Source organism: Blautia glucerasea (genome assembly GCF_020537505.1).
Classification (GTDB): Bacteria; Bacillota; Clostridia; order Lachnospirales; family Lachnospiraceae; genus Blautia_A.
The window spans coordinates 30,065-51,960 of the sequence record NZ_JAJBMO010000017.1; the positions used below are offsets into that span (position 1 = coordinate 30,065).

The following is a 21,896-nucleotide window of genomic DNA, read 5'->3' on the forward strand; positions in this document are numbered from 1 at the left end:
TCATAATGCAGAATGCGAAAGGGTGATGAGAATATGGAAAAGAAAAAGGAACCTTCAGGAATACAGAAAGCGTGGAGACGGCTGAGTATTCAGAATCAGATTTTTTTATCCATGTTTCTTATCACCCTTTTGGGTGTGGGCGTTTTGATGAATATTGTATACAAAACCTCTATTGATGCTATTGAACAGAATTACAGGGCATCTTATCAGTCTACGCTGAAGAATTCCAGCCGCGTTATGGATATGAATCTGAAGAACATTGTAGACGTAGGCCGAAATTTTCTGAATGATGAAGCTCTTCAGCAGATTCTGGAAAAAGGCAACGAATACGGAGGAAGCAAGTTTGCATCCACAGACCGTGAGAAACTTCGTGTGATTGCAAATGAAATGGCAAGTCAGCAGGTGTGGGTGAATTATATAGTATTTACGGATCTTTATGGCCATGTGTATCAGCTGAACAATGTGAACCAGGGTACTTATGATTTCTATAATTATTATAGTGATAAGGATATTCTGGAAGAAAGCTGGGTGAAACAGGCAAAGGCTGCGCAGGGAAAGGAAATTTTTTTCCGTGACAGTATTTTAAAAGCAGGAACAAAGAAAGGATTTTCTTATGCGAAATATATGATCAATCCCTCTGATGGACAGGGAATGGGCTATATGGTGGTCGGACTGAGCCAGAAGCTGCTGGGAAAATCCTTTGTCATGGGCAATGAAAGCTTTGATTCCAGTAACTTTATGGTTGTAGATGAGGATGATCAGCTGGTTTATTTTGCGGGAAATGAGGAAAAGGAGAATGCAATTATGCAATCCTATTCGAATCCGGGAGAGAATCATCTGTATCTGTTTTCTTCTGTCACCAATTCTACTACAGGCTGGCATATTGTAAACGTAGTGGAGAAAAATGAGATCAGTGAAGAGAGCAAAAATATCCGTCTGACCTCGTTTCTGGTAGCCGGCTGTGTTCTTATAGTGGGTTTTCTCATGGCACGAATCATTTCCAGAACCATTAGCCATCCCCTGAAGCAGCTGGAAAATACCATTGCACAGGTTGGCGAGGGAGAGCGTCACATTACAGAAGAGTTTGACTACAGTGAAGTTGGCCGGATCGGACGGAAATTCAAGGAAATGGTCAATACGAACCTGGAGCTTTCCGAGCACCTTATGGCGGTGAAGCTGAATGAACGGGAAGCAGAGCTGCTTTTGCTTCAGTCCCAGATCAATCCCCATTTTCTTTATAATACACTGGATTCTCTGTACTTTGTTGCGATTATGCATGGGGATGACCAGATGGCAGAAATGGTAGAAGCACTTTCTGATAACTTTAAGCTGGCGCTGAATAATGGAAGCAAATATATTAAAGTTGCGGATTCTGTGAAATGGATGCAGGGCTATATGAAGCTTCAGAATATGCGCTATAATAATCGTTTTGAACTGTTCGTGGATATCAGCAGGGAAATTCTTCAGCGTGAAACGATTACCTTTATTTTTCAGCCATTTATTGAAAACGCCATGTATCACGGCCTGGAGCCGAAGATTGGAAAGGGAAAGATTTCCCTTCGCGGCTGGCAGGAGCAGAATAATATGATTTTCACTATTGAAGATGATGGCGTGGGAATTGATGATATGTCCAGACTGGAGAATGGTTATGGAGTGCGCAATGTAATAGAGCGTATAAAGTTGAATTATGGGGAAAAATACGGTGTAACATTCGAAAGCAGCCCGGGCAATGGAACGAAGGTAACGATTGTGGTTCCGGTAAGATAAGGGATAGAGAAATGCAGATACAAGGAGGATTTTCATGTATCGCTTAGTGGTAATTGATGATGAATATATAGTTGTGCAGGGAATTAAGGCTTTAATTTCCCGTCTGAAACTGGATTATGAGGTAGTGGGTGCAGCTTATGACGGAATCCAGGGACTGGAAGTGATCCGAAGTGAGAAACCGGATGTAGTAATTACGGATATCCGAATTCCGGGGCTGGATGGTCTGTCTGTGATCGAGGCAGCGAAGGAAGAATGTCCGGATACATATTTTATTGTGATCAGCGGCTATTCTGAATTTGTGTATGCGCAGAGGGCGCTTACTCTTGGAGTAAAAGACTATATTGATAAGCCGGTTACAGCAGATAAACTGAAAAATGCCCTTACCAGAATTGAAGATGAATGGGCGAAGACTCGTCATGAAGATAATCGTAAGGCACAGGCTAATCGTGAGAAATTTCAGGAATTGGAAAAAATTTTTGAGAGCAGTGTAAAATGTATTACAGACTGTGATGCTGCAGCATTTCGGGAAGAATGCCGGCAGGCAATCAGATGTCTGCAGGAACTTTACCCGGAGCTGCAGGATTTTCGCAGGGAATTTTACAAGCATCTCTGTGTGCTCAGCGATGTACTGATCGAAAGCCAGAAGCAGGTGGAACGAGGGTTACTTGTTTCTTTTCAGGAGATGGCAAAATGTCAGAGCATAGAAGAAGTACAGGCCTATGGGGAAAGCGTTCTGTCTGATATCAGCAAGCATCTGACAGCAGACCAGACCGGAAGCAAACACAGAGTTATCCTGGAGCTTCTTACTTATCTGGACGAGCATTATGATCAGGATATCGGTCTGAGTGAGCTTGCAGACAGAGCCGGAATGAGCACGGCGTACTTAAGTGTTCTTTTTAAAACAGAGGTTGGTACATCTTATGTGAAATATCTGACGGATCTTCGCATAAAAAAGGCGAAGAAGCTGCTGCAGGATGGATATAAGGTTAATGAAGTCAGTGAAATGGTGGGCTATAATAATTACAGATATTTCTGCGATATTTTTAAAAAACACGAGGGCATGACTCCCAATGAGTACAAGGGAAATGTGTGGAAAGCAGAAGGATAAAAACGGGATTTGCAAAATGCACATATTCGGATTTCTGAATATGTGCATTCTATATATTTAGCACAATTGAATGCCTGGGTAAGTAGAATTTTTTATAAAAAACAGTCTAAAAAAACTGTACATTACCCAAAAAATTAGGCACTGGTAAAAAAACAGAACAATGGTATTATATAACCATAAGATATTTCCCGGGGATACAAAGAAACAAATTAAACGTGACCGAAAAGTAAATGGCTATCAAGAGTAAATTATAACAAAGTTCAATAATTTTGAAAATTCTGGAGGAATTTATAATGAAAAAGAGAGCATTAGCTATTTTAATGGCAGCATTAACAGCAAGCACAATGTTTGCAGTTCCTACATTTGCAGCAGATTACTCAGGAGAGGATCCGCAGCTTGAGAAAAACATCAAAATCCTTACCATCTGGGCAGAAGATAATGACAATGGTATGCTGTTAAACAAAATCTGCGAAGACTATCAGAAAAATGTAAACCCGAATTTCACATGGGAATATGAGATGGTTGCTTCTGACAACCTTCAGCAGAAAATTGCTACACTTGCAGCATCCAATGATCTTCCGGATCTGTTCGCTTACGAAGCAGGTGCTCCGCTTAGCGTTCTCATCGATTCCGGAAAGGTTAAAAATATTACAGAAGCTGTTGACGAGATCGGAACAGCAGATTATTTAAACAGCGGTGCTGTTGAGCTTCTGAAAGGATTATCCGGAACAGATGATCTTTATGATCTTCCTCTTGGACTGAATGTAGAAGGCTTCTGGTACAACAAAGCCCTGTTCGAGCAGGCAGGATGCGAGGTTCCTACTACATGGGATGAGTTTGAAGAGGTTCTTCAGAAACTTTCCGATGCGGGTATCCAGCCTCTTACAACCGGCGGATCTGACAAATGGGGTGCAACCCGTCTGATCAATGCATACGCAGTAAGAACCGCAGGAAACGACATTATGACAAAAGCAGCTGACGGCGAAGTTCCTTATACAGATGAGAAACTTGTTGCAGCAGCTGATAAGATTGCAGAGTGGGCAGAGAAAGGATATTTCGGAGAAGGTATCACAACAGTTGATATGAACACAGCTGGTTCCATGCTGATGAGTGGAAAAGCAGCTATCTTCTACAATGGTTCCTGGTTTACACAGAACCTGACTGATGCTTCCCAGAACCCGGCAGGCGAGGACGGAATCGGATTCTTCAACATTCCGGTTGCAGATGAGTCTATCAGCTCCTCTACTTCTTACTCTATGAACTGTGGTAACATCCTTGCACTTGACAACGATAAATATGATGAAGCTACAGGATGGTTCCTGAAATACTTCATGGAGAACATCGGAAACGTAGCTATGGAAGATCAGGGAACTGTTAAAGGCTACACATATGATGTTGCAGCAGATGATATGGATAACTACACCAAGCTTGTTCTTGACGAGATTGACAAATCCACAGAAGGATTTGCATGGTGGGAAGCAAAAATGCCTAGCGAAATCTCCAAGACAGCTCAGGAAAATGTACAGCCTCTGTTAAACGGCGAAATGACTGGCGAAGAATATATGCAGTCCATCCAGGATGTATATGACATGCAGTAAGTAACAGCTTTGGCAATATAAGCTTTGAACTTCAAATGGGAGTGTTTGCCAGCAGACACTCCCGTTTTTGTTGAAAAAATTCGAAATTTTAATGGTTTTTGACACAGAAAGGAAGGAATTTTATGAACAAGGTATTAGGTAATAAGAAAGCGATATCCCTTTTCGTAGTTCCGGCACTGATTATTTACACCATTATTGTAATGGTACCGGTTATCTGGTCGTTGTATTATTCATTCTTCAGCGGCAGCCCGGGACTTCAGTGGGAATTTGCCGGATTTGACAATTATGCAAGACTTTTCAGAGACAAGAACTTTTTGAATGCATTGACAGTAAACTGTAAATATGTATTGGTAGTAACCGTTGGTCAGGTTGGAATGGGACTTTTACTTTCCCTGATGTTTAAATTCTGGCTGAGAAGATGCAAAACTATCGTAAGAACTCTGGTTTTCTTCCCGGTAGTACTTCCTACTGTTGCAGTAGGTCAGCTGTTTGCAAAGATCTATGAGATTCAGCCAAACTATGGTCTGTTAAACTCATTGCTTGACTCTCTTGGTTTTACGAACCTTGTTCAGCCATGGATCGGTCAGTCCAGCACAGCTCTCTGGGCATTGTGCGTAATGGATATCTGGGTAGCCATGGGATTCTATTCCGTAATTTTCTATGGAGCACTCCTTGATATCTCTGATGATGTCCTGGAAGCAGCCAGAATCGACGGCTGCGGTGGATGGCAGTTATTTAAAAACATTCTTCTTCCGCTTCTTCGTCCGATGGTAATTACCAGCCTTGTATTCAGCTTCTCCGGAACTGTAAAAATGTTCGAGTCTGCTATGGCTCTTACAAAGGGCGGACCTGGAAGTGCAACAAAATCACTGTCCATGTATATGTATGACGTTGCATTTACTTATAATAAGGTTGGTTACGCCAGCGTTATCGCAATCGTGATCTTCCTGATCTGTGTAGTTGGATCTCTTGTTATCAACAGATTTGATGTGAAAGACTGAAAGGAGGAAATATTATGAAAAAAGTAAAAGCAGCTTTTCGAGGAATTGTAATTTTCCTTCTTTGCGTAATTGAGATCTATCCGTTATTCTGGATGCTTACTGCATCCTTCAAGAAACAGGCTGAGTGGAGTGAGAAGCCAGCTTATGCGTTAAATGATGGCTTTTATTTTCAAAACTACTCTGATGCATGGACGAGAGGACATATGTCCACCTTCTTTAAGAACAGTTTGATCACTACATTAGTAGCACTTGTATTTATTGTATTTTTCTCAGTAACTGTAGGATTTGCTGTAACAAAGATGAAATGGAAATTCAGAAATGCAGTTGCACAGTATTTCCGTTTCGGTATCATGATTCCGGTAGCAATTGCTTTGATCCCGCTGTTCCAGATTTACAGCAGATCAAACCTGTTAAATACCAGAATATGTCTGATCATTACGTACATAGCATTCGGTTTGTCGTTGTCCATTTATCTGGTTCAGGGATATCTTCGTTCCTTCCCGGATGATATTATGGAGGCAGCTGTTATTGATGGCTGCGGTATTTACAGACTGATGTGGCATATTGTAACACCACTTATGAAGAACTCTATTGTAACCGTACTGGTTCTTCAGTTCTTCTTCAAATGGAACGACCTTCTGTTTTCCATGACATTCATCAGTGATTCTGCACTGAAGACTGTTCAGACAGGACTTCTGTACTTCTCTGATGAGTTTGGATCCAAGAACTGGGGTGCAATCTTCGCCTCTGTATCCATGAGTGTATTCCCACTTCTGATTCTGTACATGGCACTGAATAAGAAACTGATGGAAGGTATGACAGCCGGAGCTGTAAAGGGTTGATTTTATGGAAGATAAAAGGACAGAGCAGTATAGACAGGAATTAAAAGAATTTGTAATGTCTCACACGGAGGATGTGCTTAAGAATCCGCGAAGCTTTATCCGTTATCCGTTTATTGATCCAGGTTCCGTTTACGATGGAAATGTATGGGACTGGGATACCTACTGGTCCGTATATGGCTTTCTAAATCTGGCGGATTCCTACCAGGATCCGTCTGTGAAGCCAAGAATTATAGAGCACGCACAGGGAAATATCCGCAATTTCTTTGACCATCAGTTGGAAGATGGATATATTCCCATGATGATCGAGGTTGCAGACTGGCCGGAGCCTTATCTGAATATGAGGCATAAGGAAGGCAAAATTATGAATATGCATAAGCCCTTCCTTTGCAGCCAGATGTGCCTGATCAGTGATTATACCGGTGATTATGCCTGGACAAAAGAATTTCTTCCTGGCGTGGCGAAGTATTTTGACTGTTATAATCACTATTATTTTCATGAAAACAGCGGACTGTATGTATGGCAGGATGATATTATGATCGGTATGGACAATGATCCGGCTACCTTTGGCCGTCCACCATTTTCCACTGCGAACATTTACCTTAACAGCTTCATGTGCGTAGAGCTGGAAGCTGGTGCCAAATTATATAGAAAGTTCGGCAAAGAGGAAGAGGCGAAGAAGCTTCTTGAGAAACGTCAGGCATTGATTGAGGCAATCCAGCAGGAATGCTGGGACAAACGTGACCGTTTCTTCTATTCTGTTGATGTGGATATTAAGACCAGAAAATATGACTGGTTCCATCAGGGGCTTGGGGTTTTCTGGAAAACACTGCCCATTAAAATTCGTGTATGGTCCGGATTTATTCCTATGTATGCAGGAATTGCCACGAAGGAGCAGGCAGCAGACATGGTAAAGCATATTTTTGATCCCGATACCTTTGGTTCTGACTTCGGTCTGACCACGCTTTCAAAGGATGAAAAAATGTTTGACCTGTCTGTTACCAATAACCCGTCCAACTGGCTTGGCCCGATCTGGCTGGTTGCAAACTATGTGGTATTCCGCGGACTTTTGAACTACGGATACCGCATGGAGGCGGAAATTATGTATAAGCGCACCATGCGCCTTCTCGGAGAAGACCTGGAGAAAACAGGCAGCCTTCATGAATACTACAACCCATTTAATGGAGAGCCGGTTATGAACGGCGGCTTCATCAACTGGAATGTACTGGCACTGAATATGGCAGACGAACTGGAAGGCAAGAAGCCAATGTGCCTGCCGGAGCTGCTGGAAAAACAGGCAGAAAAGTAATCATTAGAATAAGGTTTTTCTGCTGTGAGGTAAGTAAATATAGGAAAAGGATTGCAGAATACGTGGGATTTTGCAGTCCTTTTTGTTTGCCAGATACTGTACAAAAAAATGCAGAGCGGTTATACTTAAACTATAAGCTCTTGCAGGGAGGTGCTGAGGAAATGGGGCAGATAAAAGAAAATATTTATACTGACGGGAGGACTATAGTGTGATTCAGAACCCGATTCTTCCGGGATTTTGCCCGGATCCAAGTATTATACGAGTTGGAGAAGATTATTATATTGCAAATTCAAGCTTTGAATGGTGGCCGGGTGTGAAAATCTATCATTCTAAAGATCTGATGCATTATGAACAGCTGCCATCGCCCCTGAACCGAATGAGCCAGCTTAATATGGTTGGCGAGGGTGATTCCTGTGGTGTATGGGCACCGGATATTTCCTGGGATGGGGAATACTTCTGGCTGGTTTATACGGACGTGAAAACCCGTACAGGAGGACTTTTTAATACCCATAATTATCTTGTAAAATCAAAGGACATCCGTGGCGGCTGGCTGGAACCGGTTTATCTGAACAGCTCAGGCTTTGACCCATCTGTATTTCACGATACAGATGGAAAAATGTATATTGTAAATATGATCAACAATTTTAAGGGAATTCTGGTACAGGAGTATGACCCTGAGAAGGAATGCCTGGTGGGAGAGGCGAAAAATGTCTTTCCGGGAACCGGACGAGGCTATACAGAAGGTCCACATATTTACCATATTGGAGAATATTATTATCTGCTGATGGCAGAAGGGGGAACCGGATATGAGCATATGGTAACTATGGCAAGAGCAAAATCTATCTGGGGACCTTATGAGGAGGATCCGGGGAATCCGGTGCTGACTTCCGATAAGGAGAATAGGGATGCCCTGCAGCGCTGTGGTCATGCAGACATTGTATGCACTCAGAATGGGGAGTGGTATATGGTTTATCTTTGTGGCAGACCGCCGAAGGGCAGCAGACAGTGCGTGCTTGGCCGTGAAACCGCAATTCAGAAGATGGTATGGAACGAAGAGGGTTGGTTAAGACTGGCCTGCGGTGGAAGATTTGGACAGTGGGAGACAGAGGAGCCAACTGGAATCCCGGAGTGTCTTTTCCAGGAGGAAGAGGGGAAGGATTATGGAAAAGAAGACTTTGATTTAGAAATTGCAGACAGTGCTGGAAATAATGAAACTGCAAAGAATGCGGACATTGCTGAAATTCTTTCGAAAACAAAAGAGTATCTGAATGAGAAGAATGCTGTGGACGAAGAATGTGATAAAAAGTTAAGTATGCCAGTGAAGAAGACCTCTGCGCTTTTAGATGTGCGCTATACTTCCCTGCGCCAGCCCTATGACAGCTACACCAGCCTGACAGAACGTCCTGGCTATCTCCGCCTCTACGGTCAGGAATCCCTGAATTCCTGCTATAACGTAAGTCTGGTGGCGCGGCGGCAGCAGGACCGCTATGTTCAGGTGGAAACCTGTGTGGAGTTTACTCCGACCTGCAGAGAACAAATGGCAGGACTTGCCTATATGTATGACACTGGCAATTTCTACCTTCTGGTAAAGAGCAGAGAGGAAGAGTTTGGCTCCCAGACACTTGATTTGAAAAAGCCTGCAAAGCTGCGCCTGGTAAAGAGCGATCACTTTGATGTAGAAGATGTGATTCCGGCAATCTCCATCCCGGAAGAAGGCCCCGTATACCTGCGCGTAATCACCACCCAGGAAGGACTTTACGCAAAATTCTTCTGCTCCCTGGATGGAAAAGACTATCAGGAACTGGCTGAAGTCCCCACTAACATTCTCACCGACGAGCAAAGCGATGGATTCACCGGTGCTCACTTCGGAATGTACTGTCACGATATGACCGGGCTGAAACGGTATGCGGATTTTGATTATTTTGAGATTATAAAGAAGTAAAAAGGTGGTTTCTTTTTAGGAAAGATTTTCATGTTTAATATGATAGATGCCTTTTGGGTAAAAGGTGAAATATAAATATTTGTATTGATTGTATTTTGAAATGTATATAGACTAAAATTATATTTTTGATTGATTGTCAATATAATAATTATATTTTGTACAAATTTTAGAAAGTAATTTTAGAAATAATAACAATAGATTTTTTTGAAAAAATACTATATACTATGAATAACAAAAAAACGTTAACGCACACGGTGATGGGATGGGAGTTACAATTAAAGATATTGCAGAACATTGTAGGGTTTCTGTAGGGACCGTGGACAGAGCTTTGAACAATCGGTCTGGGATTAGTGAAAAAACGAAAAATCGTATTTTGAAAGCTGCTGAAGAGCTGAATTATCATCCTAATTATATGGGACAGAGTTTAGCTACAGGCAGGACAATGACAATTGGTATGGTATGTTTTGATCTGTATAATAATTTTTTTCCGGAATTGATCGATACGATAGAGCGACATGCCAAAGAAAAGGGATATTTTATATATTTGATATTAACTCATAGAGAGTTTAAATTAGAAAAAGAAGGATTGCAATACTTAAGTGAGAGACAGGTTGATGGAATTATATTATTCCCGATTGGATTAAGCAAGGAATACATTCAGGCCTTGTATGATTTGAAAATACCGATAGTTACAATTTACAACAAGTTGGATAACAGATTTCCATTTGTTGGTGTAAATGATAGGAAAGCTATGACAGATGCAGTAATGCATATTGTCAGTAAGGGATATAAAAGAATTACATATCTTACACCTGATATGGGAGCGCAGGAAAAACAAGGATTGAATACCTATACATTAAGACAAAGAACAGAGGGCTATCTGGATGGAATGAAGGGTGCAGACCTGCTGGATGAGGTTTCTATTTTAACGAAAGGTAGCTTGGAAGAAAAATTGGAAAAATTTATTAAACAAAATGATTTTTCTAGTAAGACTGCGCTGCTTTGTCTGTGCGATTCTTATGCAATTGATGCTATGGCGTATCTGCAAAATAAAGGAATTCATGTCCCTGAACAGGTTGGAATTATGGGATATGATGATGTGGATCAGTTGAAATATATACATCCAAGAATCACGACCATAAAATATTCAGTTTTGCGTATGGGGAAAATAGCGATAGATATGCTGTTCCAGAATATGGAACAGAAAATAGATAATCAGGAATGTTTGTTAGAGTATGAAATTGTAGATGGCGAAAGCCTTTAGTATATGTGTAGTTTAAACAGATATTTTTATATCTGTTTAAATTATAGATAATTACGTGTGCGCACACGGAAATATAAAATAAAATTTTATAGGAGGATAAGAATGAAAATTGAAAATGTGAAATACGTTCCATGTTCTCAGGATGAGCTATGGGAAAAAGTAGACGAGATTGCAAGATACCTGAGACTGACAGCTGAATTTGGCTGTGCTGACAGTGGAAAAAAGATTTTTAATGAATTTGAAAATGAACTTACAAAGCTTATTAGCCAATTTCAGGAACTTGTTTTGCAGCAAAAAGATCCTGATGAACCTGATGATATTGAAGAAATAAGAAAATTAAGGCCAGATGGACCACGAAGAATGACAGATAATCTTCCGAAAGATTATAAAACAAGGTTGCGTGGTGCATTTTATGGCAGAATGGCAGGTTGTACATTAGGAGCAGCACTGGAATTCAATCCAATTGAAACCATGAAAGCGTGGGCTGAATATAATGGAGATTCGTTTCCTCTTACCGATTATTGGAGTAAGATCAAGGATCCTATGAATGCACATTATATTACAGGAAAAAATATAGATCTTACGAAGAACCATATGGATGCAGTGCCTCCAGATGATGATACTATTTATACTCTTCTGGGACTTCTACTGATGGAAGAATATGGAATGGATTTTACCCATGAAGATATGGCACAAATCTGGCAGAAGTACCTTCCAATAAAAGGAGAGAATGGAAGCTGGGGATGCTATTGGGGTGAACGCATTATGATGCTGAATTTAAAGAAGGGTATGAATGTTTCTGAAGCGGGTATTAATGGAAACCCCAATCTCCAGAATATTGCAGGATGGACAAGAGCGGATTCTTATGGGTATGTATGTCCCGGCTGGCCAGAAAAAGCTGCTTATCTGGCGTATAAAGACTGTTCCATCAATCATAGGAGAAATGGTGTATATGGTGCAATGTTTATGGCTGCTACAATTTCTGCTGCATTTGTAGTAGATGATCCAATGGAAGCTGTGAAAATTGGTCTGACAGAAATTCCGGAAAATTGCTTGTTTGCAGAAGGTATTCGCTGGGCGCTTGATAATAAATCCCAAAATTATCAGGAAGCAGCGGACAAAACATGGAAAAGATATGCTGGAATGTTTAACGGAAGTGCATTAACAAATGCTATTCATGTTGTAATGGGGTTGGATATAGGAGGAAGAGATTTTACTAAAATCATTGGTGAAACAATTGCTATGAGTGGCGATAATGACTGTACAGGCGCAACTGCAGGAAGTATTGCCGGAGCAGTAATTGGAATTGATAATATTCCAGAAAACTGGACGCGTCCATTTAATGGAAGAATGCATATTTATTTAAAAAAACTTCCAGAATATCTGGATATAGAAGAGGTTTGCGATAGGTTTGAGGTTCTTGCAAAGAAATTTGTAGCAGAATATTGGGGGGAGAAAGAGTGACCTAAACGTTATTCTTTACCAAAATATAATATAAAGCGAAAGTCAGCCAACATGTTTCATGACCCATTGGTGCCTTTTGCAGAAAGGTGGATTATAATAATGAAAAAAACAGTATTAACTATTTTAATGGCAACATTAACGGCAAGCACCATGTTTGCAGTTTCTACATTCGCAGCAGACTACTCAGGAGAAGATCCGCAGCTTAAGAAAAATATTAAGATTCTTACAAATTGGGCAGAGGAGGATGACCTGTTAACCAAAATCTGTGAAGATTACCAGAAGAATGTAAACCCAAATTTTACATGGGAGTATGAGATGGTTGCTCCGGACAACCTACAACAGAAGATTGCTACACTGGCAGCATCCAATGACCTTCCAGATATATTTACTTATGAGTCTGGTGCTCCGCTTAGTGTACTGATTGATTCCGGCAAAGTGAAAAATATTTCTAAGGCTATTGATGAACTTGGAACTGTTGGTTGCTTAAACAGTGGTGCTGTTGATTTACTGAAAGGATTATCCGGAACAGATGATCTTTATGATCTCCCTTTTGGAATGAATGTGGAAGGGTTCTGGTACAACAAAGCTCTGTTCGAGCAAGCAGGATGTGAGGTGCCTACAACATGGAATGAGTTTGAGGTGGTTCTGCAGAAACTTTCTGATGTTGGCATTCAGCCTCTTACAGCAGGGGGCGCTGACAAATGGGGAGCAACACGGCTGATTAATGCTTATGCGGTAAGGACAGCCGGAAATGATATTATGACAAAAGCAGCTGATGGCGAAGTTGCTTACACAGATGCGAAATTGATTGCTGCAGCTAATAAGATTGCAGATTGGGCAAAAAAAGGATATTTTGGAGAAGGCATCACAACAGTTGATATGAACACAGCTGGTTCTATGTTAATGAGTGGAAAAGCTGCTATTTTTTACAACGGTACCTGGTTTACTCAGAACCTGACAGATGATTCTCAGAACTTAGCTGGCGAGGACGGAATCGGATTCTTCAATATTCCAATTGTAGATGAGTCAATCAGTTCTTCTACTTCCTATTCTATGAACTGTGGAAATATTCTTGCTCTTGACAATGATAAATATGATGAGGCTACGGGCTGGTTTCTAAAATATTTTATGGAAAACATTGGAAACCTTGCAATGGAAGAGCAAGGATCGGTTAAAGGTTATACATACGATGTTGCAGCAGAGGATATGGACAGTTATACCAAACTTGTTCTTGACGAGATTGATAAAGCTACAGAGGGATTTGCATGGTGGGAAGCAAAAATGCCCAGCGAAATCTCCAAGACTGCACAAGAAAATGTACAGCCTCTGCTGAACGGTGAAATGACAGGCGAAGAATATATGCAATCCATTCAGGATGTATATGAAATGCAGTAAATAACGTTTTAGAAATATAAACTTTGAATTTCAAATGAAAATGCTGAAGTGCAGAATCTTTGATTCTCGTATTGAAAAAACAGAAGGATGTTAAAGGTTAAGTTACTGCTCATTGGTAACATTCCGCGAGGTGTTTTTTGTGAACAAAGTTCACAGAAAACCCGAGAATTGCGGCGAGAAATCATGCTTTGCATGATTTCTATATGCATCGCGAAGCGTGTTACTGTGAATAGAGTGAACAGTAACAAGGCTAATAAATTCCTACATTTTCTTAATAAAGTTGCATTGCAAAACCCATGTTTCCTGGCTTATTATGGTATCAGAAAACATGGGCTTTTTTGCTTATGGAAAAGGAGAATTTTTAGTAAAAGGAGTATTGGATTATGGGTTTAGACTATGCAAAAACAATAGAAAAATGGGATGTTTTAGAAGTAACAGTAAATGGTCCAAAGGAGGGAAATCCTTTCTGTGACCAGTGGATCAAAGGTACTTTTTGCTGTAAAAATGAGAAGAAAACTGTAGATGGTTTTTATGATGGAGATGGTGTTTATAAAGTAAGATTTATGCCGTCTTTTGTGGACGAGTATACCCTTGAAATCGAGGCTTCCTTTGATATTAAGGAGGGGACAGCAGAAAAATGTGCTGTCAGAAATATACTGACCGGCAGTTTCACTGTAACTTCTCCTTCTGCGGACAACCATGGTCCGGTTCGTGTTGCAGGTACCTATTATCTTGCCTATGAGGACGGAACACCCTATCACTGCATTGGAACTACCTGTTATGTATGGAATCTGCAGAACGAAGAATTACAGAAACAGACGCTGAAAACTCTGGAAGAAAATGCTTTTAACAAGATCCGTTTCTGTATTTTCCCCAAGCACTATGACTACAATCTTCATGAGCCAATTACCTATCCTTATGAGGGAACACCCTGCGACAGCTCTGTGTTAAATGAGAATAATTTCGCAGAATACAATGGCTGTGCACCTGGCAATGACTGGGACTTTACCAGATTCAATCCGGCCCATTTCCAGCATATTGAAAAGTGTATTCAGGCACTTATGAATCTGGGAATCGAGGCAGATCTGATTGTTATGCACCCATATGACAGATGGGGCTTTTCCATGATGAAAGCAGAGGATGATGACCGCTACTGGAAGTATGTGCTGGCACGTTTTTCCGCATATCGGAATGTGTGGTGGTCCCTGGCTAATGAGTATGATCTGATGCATGAGAAGACTCTTTCTGACTGGGAAAGATATGCCAGCATTATCTGCAAAAAGGATCCTTACCATCATCTCAGATCCATCCATAACTGCAAGGCGTACTATGATTATAACCTGCCCTGGGTAACTCACTGCAGTATCCAGAGAACGGAGACCTATCGTTCTTCCGAACTGGTAAATGAGTGGCGCGAGAAATATCATAAGCCTGTAATTCTGGACGAAATCTGCTATGAGGGCAACATCCAGTTTGGCTGGGGAAATATCAGCGGTGAGGAAATGACAAGAAGATTCTGGGAGGCATTCTGCCGTGGTGGATACCCGGGACACGGTGAAACCTATCTCAGTCCGGATCGTATTCTCTGGTGGTCTCATGGCGGCGTTCTTCATGGAACCTCACCGGAGCGTATCAGATTTCTTGCAAAAATCATGGAAGAAACACCGGGACTTGGCGTGGAACCTATGCCCTGCAAATGGGATGAGGTTGCCTGCCGTGCTGCCGGTTTCCCGGCAAGGAAAGATTATTTTATTTACTATTATTCTTTTATGCGACCGGGCTTCCGGGATTTCTACTTTGATGATACTACAGAGTATCAGGTGGAAATTATCGATACCTGGGAAATGACCATTACAGATGGTGGAATTCATAAAGGAAAGTTCCGAGTGAAGCTGCCGGGAAAAGAGTATATGGCAGTGCGCCTGCGGGTAGTGAAATAATAACCATATTCATACAAAAAGCTCAGTTGTGTATGCAGCTGGGCTTTTTGAGCATAAAATTCTTGAATCGTTTTTCTGAATTTGTTATGATTCATATTAGAATTTATGAGAAATAAACAGAAATATTTTTAAACAGGGGAGGAGATTTTTTTGGAAGAAACAAACATCAGTCAGGAGCAAAATCCATTGGGAACGGCTCCGGTAGGTGGTTTGATCGGGAAATTTGCAATTCCGGCAATTATCAGCATGCTGGTCAGTGCTTTGTACAATATTGTGGACCAGATTTTCATTGGTCAGGGCGTTGGAATGCTGGGAAATGCGGCTACAAATGTTGCATTTCCTGTAACAACTATTGCAACGGCGTTAGCACTGCTTCTGGGAATTGGAGGTGCGTCTAACTATAACCTGGAAATGGGCGCCGGAAGAGAGAAGAAGGCAAGCTCCATAGCCGGAACGGCGCTTTCCACACTGGTGATCACAGGTGTGATTCTGGCAGTGGCAGTACTTCTGTTTTTGCGTCCGCTTCTAAGCTTATTTGGTGCAACGACAGACGTTATGTCCTATGCGGTGGATTATCTTGGGATCACAGCTGTGGGACTTCCTTTTTATGCATTATCCATTGGAGGAAATCATATTGTCCGCGCAGACAGAAGCCCCACATATTCTATGACCTGTGTTCTTACAGGTGCCATCATTAACACAATTCTGGATCCCCTTTTCATCTTTGGGTTTGGTTGGGGAATCAAGGGTGCTGCCTGGGCAACGGTGATCGGACAGGTTATTTCCGGAATTTTGGTGGTTATTTATTTTGGAAAATTTCGTAAAATGTATCTGGAGATGAGCATGTTGAAGCCTTCTTCAGAGTGTCTGAAAGCCATTATTTCGCTCGGAATGGCGTCCTGTATTAATCAGATCGCTATGGCAATTGTTCAGATTGTACTAAACAATATTTTACGTTATTACGGCGGTTTATCTGTTTATGGAAGTGATATTCCAATCGCCTGTGTAGGAGTTATTTCAAAAGTAAACCAGGTGTTTATGGCGATTTGTATTGGAATTTCACAGGGCTGTCAGCCAATCTGGGGCTTTAATTATGGAGCAAAAAAATACGACAGGGTAAGGCTGGCATACCGTCATTCTGTGATTGCATGTACTGCGATTGCAACTGTATTTTTCCTTTGTTTCCAGTTGTTTCCCCACCAGATTGTAAGCATTTTTGGAACCGGAAGTGACCTTTATTTCCAGTTTGCAGAACGCTATCTGAAGATTTTTATGTTTATGACATTTGCAAATGGGATTCAGCCAATGTCCTCAGGATTTTTTACATCCATTGGAAAGGCAAAGCTTGGAATCGTCATGTCCCTGACCAGGCAGGTGCTGTTTCTTTTGCCGTTGATTATTGTTTTCTCATTGATAATGGGAATTGACGGAGTTATGTATGCAGGACCGATCGCAGATGCAGCTGCATTTGCACTGGCAATATTGTTCGCAAGAAGAGAGCTTAGAGCTATGAAGGAATAAAGGTGTTTTACAATGAAAGTCCCGGATAGCAGCCATGAATGGGCCATGTTTGTATGAGCAAATTCATGGCTCATCTATAGCTGTCGTCCGGGTTGGAGCGTGTTTAAAAAATCATTTCCGTAAGCTGCACGCTCCACTTTTGGGGATATTTTACCCGATTAATTGCTCAAATTTTGCCATTTCCATGGGCTTATAATAATAATAGCCCTGTAGTTCATCGCATCCCTCAACTACCAGGAAGTCTACCATTTCTTTGGTTTCTACCCCTTCACATACAATAAACTTATTAGTCCTTTTCAGTAGATGAAAAATCTCCTGCAGCACGATTTTTCCATTCTCTGTGAGCCTATCTGAAAGGAATTTCTTGTCGATTTTTACCTCGTCAAACAGGATATCCTTTAATGTATTTAAGGAAGAATATCCAGAGCCGAAATCATCCATAGAGATTCGAATGTTTTTTTCATGGAAGAAGCGGATCATGTGATTAACCGCTTCAATATTATGAATATAAGTAGATTCCGTAATCTCAAAAACTAAATATTGAGAGGGAATTTCATATTTCTGGATTAAATGCGAAACCTTTTCTGTGAATGTGTGGATTTTTCGAAAATGAACCGGAGATACATTCAGGGACAGAGACAACAGCTTAAGCCCTTTTTCCCGTCTGTCTGTCAGCCACTGAAATGCTGTTTCATAAACATAATAATCCAGAGCTTCAATCTCCCCGGTTTCTTCCAAAATAGGAAGAAAACTGTCTGGAAACCACAGGTCTCCATTTGCTCTCTTCCAACGGACAAGTACTTCTGCACTGGCAATTTTCTGCTCCCTTCCGCTGATTTTTGGTTGGAAATAAATCTGAAATTCTTTCTTCCCAAGTGCTTCCTTAAAAGAGTGAATAGTGTCTGCACGTTTCTGTTCAGCAAGAGCAATTTCTCTTGTATATTCGCACACACCGCAAAGCTTATCCTTCGCCTTTATGCGGACGATATTGGAGTGCGAAATAATTTCTTCGCCTGGAATTTTCGTGTTTTCCAGATAATAAATACCAGTGTTCAGGGAAAGATAATTAACAGGATAAGCAGACAGAACTTCTTTTGTAGTCTGCTTGTTAGACTCAATAATTTGTTTTTTAACAGCTGTATGCTCCGCTCCGGTAATGTCAATAACAGCTACAAAGATATCTGAATGATACCTGTTTACAAACAAGGTTTGTGGAAAAAGTTCCATCTTTTTCAGAATAAAATTCAGAATACCAGTCCCGGTTTCATACCCCCAATAGTCATTAATAAGGTGAAAATTGCTTACATCTGTCATTAGAAAAGCATACTTTTTTTCACCGTTGCTATTATTTAAAATAGTAAAAAGTTTCTCTTTCAAAGACTCTGTAGAGATACTTTCTGCCAGTCGATTCCGGCAAAACTCCTGTGGCTTTTTTGCCATTTGTTCCTTTTTATAACGCTTGTCCTGATACATTTTCTGATCGGCAATCTGTAGAAGATCCATGATCAGGTAGTAGTGATTTTTGCAGCTGATATCGTATCCGACTGCATAGCTGATAGGATGGTCAGCTGTTTGATTATACACATCCAGCATGGATTGGAGCTGAATATTCATCTGCTCCAGCTGAGACCAGGTGGCGTGATTTTGCACGATCACGAACTCATCGCCTCCGAATCTGGCGAGAAAACTATCCTCAGTGAGTATCCGTGTCAGGTAAGAAGCAAAGGTCTGAATAAACACATCCCCCTGTTCGTGACCATATGTATCGTTGATCTTTTTCAGATTGTTCAGATCGAACATCATGACACCCACATTCAAGGTATCGTCTGCATTCTGAAGCTGCTGCAGCTTCTTTTCCAATGATTTTTTATCGTGGACGCCTGCTACGTCAAAGCCGGAACTTCGGATCATATTTCTGAGATAATCTCCTAAAGTAAGGGAAACTGCACATCCCACAAGGGATAAAATAATCAGAAATGCAAAGGTTTTCTGACTTATTCCGCGTCTGTGACGAGTAATTAATGCAGTCAAAAATACAATATAAAATGTTGTCTGCAGGTAGCAGAGTTTCATAATTGTTTTGTTTTTTTCCATACATTTCTCCAGTATATAGTGCCTGATATTTCACTTGTAACTATTTGGAAGACAGCATTTTGCGGAGGGCGTAACTGTGAAGATACTGAACAGTTACTCTCTGTTTTTTAATTAGCCTGCGTATACAATAATTTTCTTGGCAAGCTCCTTATCCAGGCCGATTTTGCTGCCCTTTACCATAACCACATAATACCCGTGTAATTCTGATAAAATCGTAACCTGCGTTCCTGGGACAAAGCCTAGGGATTCCAGATAATGCCGCTGTTTTTCCAGTCCGCACACCTTATTAATGATATAAAAATGGTTAAACTCAGTTAAACTTAAAGGCATTGTGACGACCTCCTTTAAATAACGTTAGCAAAGACTAACATAGTATAACACGCATTTCATACAGATGGTATAGAAAATACATTTTTGAGAAATTTTTTCAGTAGATGTTTGCAGAGAACCTCGGCGCGAAATCATGCGAATACATGATTTTTGCGCATCGCGAAGCGTGTTGCCGGTTACGGAGTAAACCGTAACATCGGAAATAAGTATTTTCAGAAGTAAGGAAAATCAGACGTTTATTTTACGTGAGACATATGTTACAATGCTTTAGAGCATGTCTGAAAGATCATTTCCGCAAATTGTGACGCACATCTTGCAGAAAGCCTTTTTCAAACACGCTCTAGTTGACAATTTTTTTTATTTGGAGTACAGTCCAAGAAGAGATAAAATCGTTATTGCTCAAAAGCAATCTTTTTCTGGAATTTCGGGCATAATTGGAGCAGTAATGTAAAATTAACAGAAGAGGTACGAATATGCTGAAAGTAAAGAACCTGACTTTTGAAGTGAATGAAGAAGGGAAAAAGCGCTGTCTGGTAAATCACATCAGCTTTGATGTTCAGGATGGGGAAATGCTGGTGATCACAGGACCGAACGGCGGTGGAAAATCCACCCTGGCCAAGGTGCTGGCTGGTATTGAGAAGGCAAACAGCGGGGAAATTTATCTGGATGATGAGAACATCACAGAATACGATATTGACCATCGCGCAAATGCAGGAATTGGCTATGCATTCCAGCAGCCACCCCGCTTTAAGGGTATGACCGTAGCAAGAATGTTATCTCTTGCAGCAGGAAAGGATTTAACGGAAAAAGAGAGCTGTGACCTTCTCTCAGCTGTAGGACTTTGTTCCGAAGATTATCTGAACCGTCAGCTGGATGGAACCCTTTCCGGCGGTGAGATGAAGCGAATTGAGATTGCTACAGTTTTGGCGAAGTCTCATAAAGTAAGCATTTTCGATGAACCTGAAGCAGGAATCGATTTGTGGAGCTTTTCCATGCTGATCAAACGCTTTGAGGAGATTCATCGTGAGAAAAAGGAATGCCTGATCCTGATTTCCCATCAGGAAAAAATCATCAATATGGCGGACAAGATCATGGTGATCGAAGACGGTGAAGTGAAGAAATATGGTACCAAAGAAGACGTTTTCCCAACCTTATTCCAGCAGGAAAAATGTCAGAAATGTCTGAATGAAGGAGGAAAATGTTGATGGTTAAAGTAGAAGAAACAACCCAGGGCGTGCTGGATAAGATCAGCGAAGGATTCGCGCAGAAGGGTGCTTTTAATCTCCGTCAAAACGGTATTTCCATTTGCCACGGTGATAGCGAGCACATCAAAATAAAGAAAAAAGAGGACAAGCCGGGAATCGATATTTTCATTGATGGCGAGACGAAAGGGGAGAAGGTTTTTATCCCGGTGGTAGTCAGTGTGTCCGGAATGACAGACCTGGTTTACAATGATTTTTATGTGGCAGATGGTGCAGATGTAGACATTGTGGCAGGCTGCGGAATCCACAACAGCGGCTGCAATGACAGCCGTCACGATGGCATCCACACCTTCCATGTGGGCAAGAATGCCAATGTACATTACGAGGAAAAGCATTATGGTGAGGGCGAAGGAACCGGCAGCAGAGTGCTGAATCCGGTGACTAATATTGAACTTGGTGAGAACTCTGTGTTCACCTTGGATACCGTTCAGATCAAGGGGGTTGACTCCACCATCCGTACTACAAATGTGTCAATGGATGCAGATTCCAAGCTGTTTGTTCTGGAGCGTCTGATGACTGACGGAGAGCAGAAAGCAGAGTCTGATATTGAAGTCTGTATGAATGGAGCGGGTTCTTCTGCACAGATTATTTCCCGTTCCGTTGGAAAAGGAAATTCCTCCCAGGTTTTCCATCCCAAGGCAGTTGGAAAGAATAAATGCCATGCCCATATCCAGTGTGATTCCATTATTATGGACCATGCCGAAGTAGGCTCCATCCCAGAGATTCAGGCGAAACATGTGGATGCTGCGATCATTCACGAGGCAGCAATCGGTCGAATCAACGATGAGCAGCTTTTGAAGCTGAGAACTCTTGGCATGACCGAGGCTGAGGCAGAAAATGTGATCATTGAGAACTTCCTGAGTTGAGAATATAAAGCTTTTGTGGAAATAAAATGCCAGGTGAGCTCTGAAAGGGCACTATCCTGGTATTTTTTGTCTCCAATTTTAATTACCCGATGTTACAATAAACACATCAGACAATAGAATGGGAATGACGAAATATGCCAAATTTACAAAGGCGGCTATGGCATATGCGGATTCCTTTATTTCCTGGATGAAACGG

Annotated in this window: 18 protein-coding genes; 15 read left to right on the plus strand and 3 right to left on the minus strand. The window is 41.3% G+C overall.

Going from position 1 to position 21,896, the window contains the following annotated elements; all coding sequences use genetic code 11:
- Nucleotides 1-33: 33 nt before the first annotated feature.
- From LIQ05_RS13145 to LIQ05_RS13200, 12 genes are all read left to right on the plus strand, one after another.
- Complete coding sequence (locus tag LIQ05_RS13145) at nucleotides 34-1,767, plus strand: sensor histidine kinase (RefSeq protein WP_226821308.1); 1,734 nt, start codon at nucleotides 34-36, stop codon at nucleotides 1,765-1,767.
- Nucleotides 1,768-1,801: 34 nt separating this feature from the next.
- On the plus strand, nucleotides 1,802-2,875 hold the full coding sequence (locus LIQ05_RS13150; RefSeq protein WP_226821310.1) for a response regulator: 1,074 nt from the start codon (nucleotides 1,802-1,804) through the stop codon (nucleotides 2,873-2,875).
- A 293-nt stretch (nucleotides 2,876-3,168) separates the two neighbouring features.
- Nucleotides 3,169-4,473: an ABC transporter substrate-binding protein gene (locus LIQ05_RS13155; RefSeq protein ID WP_226821312.1), complete on the plus strand. Its 1,305-nt coding sequence runs from the start codon at nucleotides 3,169-3,171 to the stop codon at nucleotides 4,471-4,473.
- Between the two features lie 122 nt (nucleotides 4,474-4,595).
- The gene (locus LIQ05_RS13160) at nucleotides 4,596-5,474 is read left to right on the plus strand and encodes a carbohydrate ABC transporter permease (protein WP_226821314.1); all 879 of its coding nucleotides are present in this window, start codon (nucleotides 4,596-4,598) and stop codon (nucleotides 5,472-5,474) included.
- A gap of 14 nt (nucleotides 5,475-5,488) precedes the next feature.
- Nucleotides 5,489-6,316 (plus strand): carbohydrate ABC transporter permease, encoded by an 828-nt coding sequence (locus tag LIQ05_RS13165; RefSeq protein WP_195392112.1) that lies wholly within the window; start codon nucleotides 5,489-5,491, stop codon nucleotides 6,314-6,316.
- Between the two features lie 4 nt (nucleotides 6,317-6,320).
- Nucleotides 6,321-7,622, plus strand: a complete 1,302-nt coding sequence (locus LIQ05_RS13170) for an MGH1-like glycoside hydrolase domain-containing protein (RefSeq protein WP_226821316.1) — start codon at nucleotides 6,321-6,323, stop codon at nucleotides 7,620-7,622.
- A 208-nt stretch (nucleotides 7,623-7,830) separates the two neighbouring features.
- Nucleotides 7,831-9,564, plus strand: coding sequence for a glycoside hydrolase family 43 protein (locus LIQ05_RS19915; protein WP_226821318.1), 1,734 nt, complete (start codon nucleotides 7,831-7,833; stop codon nucleotides 9,562-9,564).
- A gap of 262 nt (nucleotides 9,565-9,826) precedes the next feature.
- Nucleotides 9,827-10,828 (plus strand): LacI family DNA-binding transcriptional regulator, encoded by a 1,002-nt coding sequence (locus tag LIQ05_RS13180; protein ID WP_226821320.1) that lies wholly within the window; start codon nucleotides 9,827-9,829, stop codon nucleotides 10,826-10,828.
- A gap of 102 nt (nucleotides 10,829-10,930) precedes the next feature.
- Nucleotides 10,931-12,292: an ADP-ribosylglycohydrolase family protein gene (locus LIQ05_RS13185; RefSeq protein WP_226821324.1), complete on the plus strand. Its 1,362-nt coding sequence runs from the start codon at nucleotides 10,931-10,933 to the stop codon at nucleotides 12,290-12,292.
- A 99-nt stretch (nucleotides 12,293-12,391) separates the two neighbouring features.
- Nucleotides 12,392-13,687 (plus strand): ABC transporter substrate-binding protein, encoded by a 1,296-nt coding sequence (locus LIQ05_RS13190; RefSeq protein WP_226821326.1) that lies wholly within the window; start codon nucleotides 12,392-12,394, stop codon nucleotides 13,685-13,687.
- Between the two features lie 383 nt (nucleotides 13,688-14,070).
- Nucleotides 14,071-15,627: a DUF5605 domain-containing protein gene (locus tag LIQ05_RS13195; protein ID WP_226821328.1), complete on the plus strand. Its 1,557-nt coding sequence runs from the start codon at nucleotides 14,071-14,073 to the stop codon at nucleotides 15,625-15,627.
- A 150-nt stretch (nucleotides 15,628-15,777) separates the two neighbouring features.
- Complete coding sequence (locus LIQ05_RS13200; RefSeq protein ID WP_226821330.1) at nucleotides 15,778-17,148, plus strand: MATE family efflux transporter; 1,371 nt, start codon at nucleotides 15,778-15,780, stop codon at nucleotides 17,146-17,148.
- A gap of 103 nt (nucleotides 17,149-17,251) precedes the next feature.
- Here the strand turns inward: LIQ05_RS13200 and LIQ05_RS20690 are convergent, their stop codons facing one another.
- From LIQ05_RS20690 to LIQ05_RS13210, 3 genes are all read right to left on the minus strand, one after another.
- The gene (locus LIQ05_RS20690) at nucleotides 17,252-17,311 is read right to left on the minus strand and encodes a DUF6783 domain-containing protein (protein ID WP_373131110.1); all 60 of its coding nucleotides are present in this window, start codon (nucleotides 17,309-17,311) and stop codon (nucleotides 17,252-17,254) included.
- A complete protein-coding gene (locus LIQ05_RS13205) occupies nucleotides 17,299-19,242 on the minus strand; it encodes an EAL domain-containing protein (protein ID WP_226821332.1) in 1,944 nt (647 codons plus the stop codon). Before LIQ05_RS13205 ends, LIQ05_RS20690 begins: the two co-directional genes overlap by 13 nt.
- A gap of 111 nt (nucleotides 19,243-19,353) precedes the next feature.
- Nucleotides 19,354-19,572, minus strand: a complete 219-nt coding sequence (locus LIQ05_RS13210; RefSeq protein ID WP_118577646.1) for a FeoA family protein — start codon at nucleotides 19,570-19,572, stop codon at nucleotides 19,354-19,356.
- Between the two features lie 288 nt (nucleotides 19,573-19,860).
- Between LIQ05_RS13210 and LIQ05_RS20695 the strand changes: the two genes are divergently transcribed.
- The 3 genes from LIQ05_RS20695 (at nucleotide 19,861) to LIQ05_RS13220 (ending at nucleotide 21,700) form a co-directional block, all read left to right on the plus strand.
- Nucleotides 19,861-19,920 carry a DUF6783 domain-containing protein gene (locus LIQ05_RS20695; RefSeq protein WP_416386000.1) on the plus strand — a complete coding sequence of 20 codons (60 nt, stop codon included), beginning with the start codon at nucleotides 19,861-19,863 and terminating at the stop codon, nucleotides 19,918-19,920.
- A gap of 125 nt (nucleotides 19,921-20,045) precedes the next feature.
- On the plus strand, nucleotides 20,046-20,777 hold the full coding sequence (locus LIQ05_RS13215; RefSeq protein WP_226821334.1) for an ABC transporter ATP-binding protein: 732 nt from the start codon (nucleotides 20,046-20,048) through the stop codon (nucleotides 20,775-20,777).
- Nucleotides 20,777-21,700 (plus strand): SufB/SufD family protein, encoded by a 924-nt coding sequence (locus LIQ05_RS13220; RefSeq protein WP_148461485.1) that lies wholly within the window; start codon nucleotides 20,777-20,779, stop codon nucleotides 21,698-21,700. Before LIQ05_RS13215 ends, LIQ05_RS13220 begins: the two co-directional genes overlap by 1 nt.
- Nucleotides 21,701-21,896 lie beyond the last annotated feature (196 nt).

What these genes read in the sequence shown, in the direction of transcription:
- LIQ05_RS13165 (WP_195392112.1), top strand. Translation starts at nt 5,489, where the DNA reads ATGAAAAAAGTAAAAGCAGCTTTTCGAGGAATTGTAATTTTCCTTCTT.
- LIQ05_RS13160 (WP_226821314.1), top strand. Translation starts at nt 4,596, where the DNA reads ATGAACAAGGTATTAGGTAATAAGAAAGCGATATCCCTTTTCGTAGTT.
- LIQ05_RS13150 (WP_226821310.1), top strand. Translation starts at nt 1,802, where the DNA reads ATGTATCGCTTAGTGGTAATTGATGATGAATATATAGTTGTGCAGGGA.
- LIQ05_RS13195 (WP_226821328.1), top strand. Translation starts at nt 14,071, where the DNA reads ATGGGTTTAGACTATGCAAAAACAATAGAAAAATGGGATGTTTTAGAA.
- LIQ05_RS13210 (WP_118577646.1), bottom strand. Translation starts at nt 19,572, where the DNA reads ATGCCTTTAAGTTTAACTGAGTTTAACCATTTTTATATCATTAATAAG.
- LIQ05_RS13170 (WP_226821316.1), top strand. Translation starts at nt 6,321, where the DNA reads ATGGAAGATAAAAGGACAGAGCAGTATAGACAGGAATTAAAAGAATTT.
- LIQ05_RS13190 (WP_226821326.1), top strand. Translation starts at nt 12,392, where the DNA reads ATGAAAAAAACAGTATTAACTATTTTAATGGCAACATTAACGGCAAGC.
- LIQ05_RS13185 (WP_226821324.1), top strand. Translation starts at nt 10,931, where the DNA reads ATGAAAATTGAAAATGTGAAATACGTTCCATGTTCTCAGGATGAGCTA.
- LIQ05_RS13145 (WP_226821308.1), top strand. Translation starts at nt 34, where the DNA reads ATGGAAAAGAAAAAGGAACCTTCAGGAATACAGAAAGCGTGGAGACGG.
- LIQ05_RS13180 (WP_226821320.1), top strand. Translation starts at nt 9,827, where the DNA reads ATGGGAGTTACAATTAAAGATATTGCAGAACATTGTAGGGTTTCTGTA.
- LIQ05_RS13155 (WP_226821312.1), top strand. Translation starts at nt 3,169, where the DNA reads ATGAAAAAGAGAGCATTAGCTATTTTAATGGCAGCATTAACAGCAAGC.
- LIQ05_RS13220 (WP_148461485.1), top strand. Translation starts at nt 20,777, where the DNA reads ATGGTTAAAGTAGAAGAAACAACCCAGGGCGTGCTGGATAAGATCAGC.
- LIQ05_RS13215 (WP_226821334.1), top strand. Translation starts at nt 20,046, where the DNA reads ATGCTGAAAGTAAAGAACCTGACTTTTGAAGTGAATGAAGAAGGGAAA.
- LIQ05_RS13205 (WP_226821332.1), bottom strand. Translation starts at nt 19,242, where the DNA reads ATGGAAAAAAACAAAACAATTATGAAACTCTGCTACCTGCAGACAACA.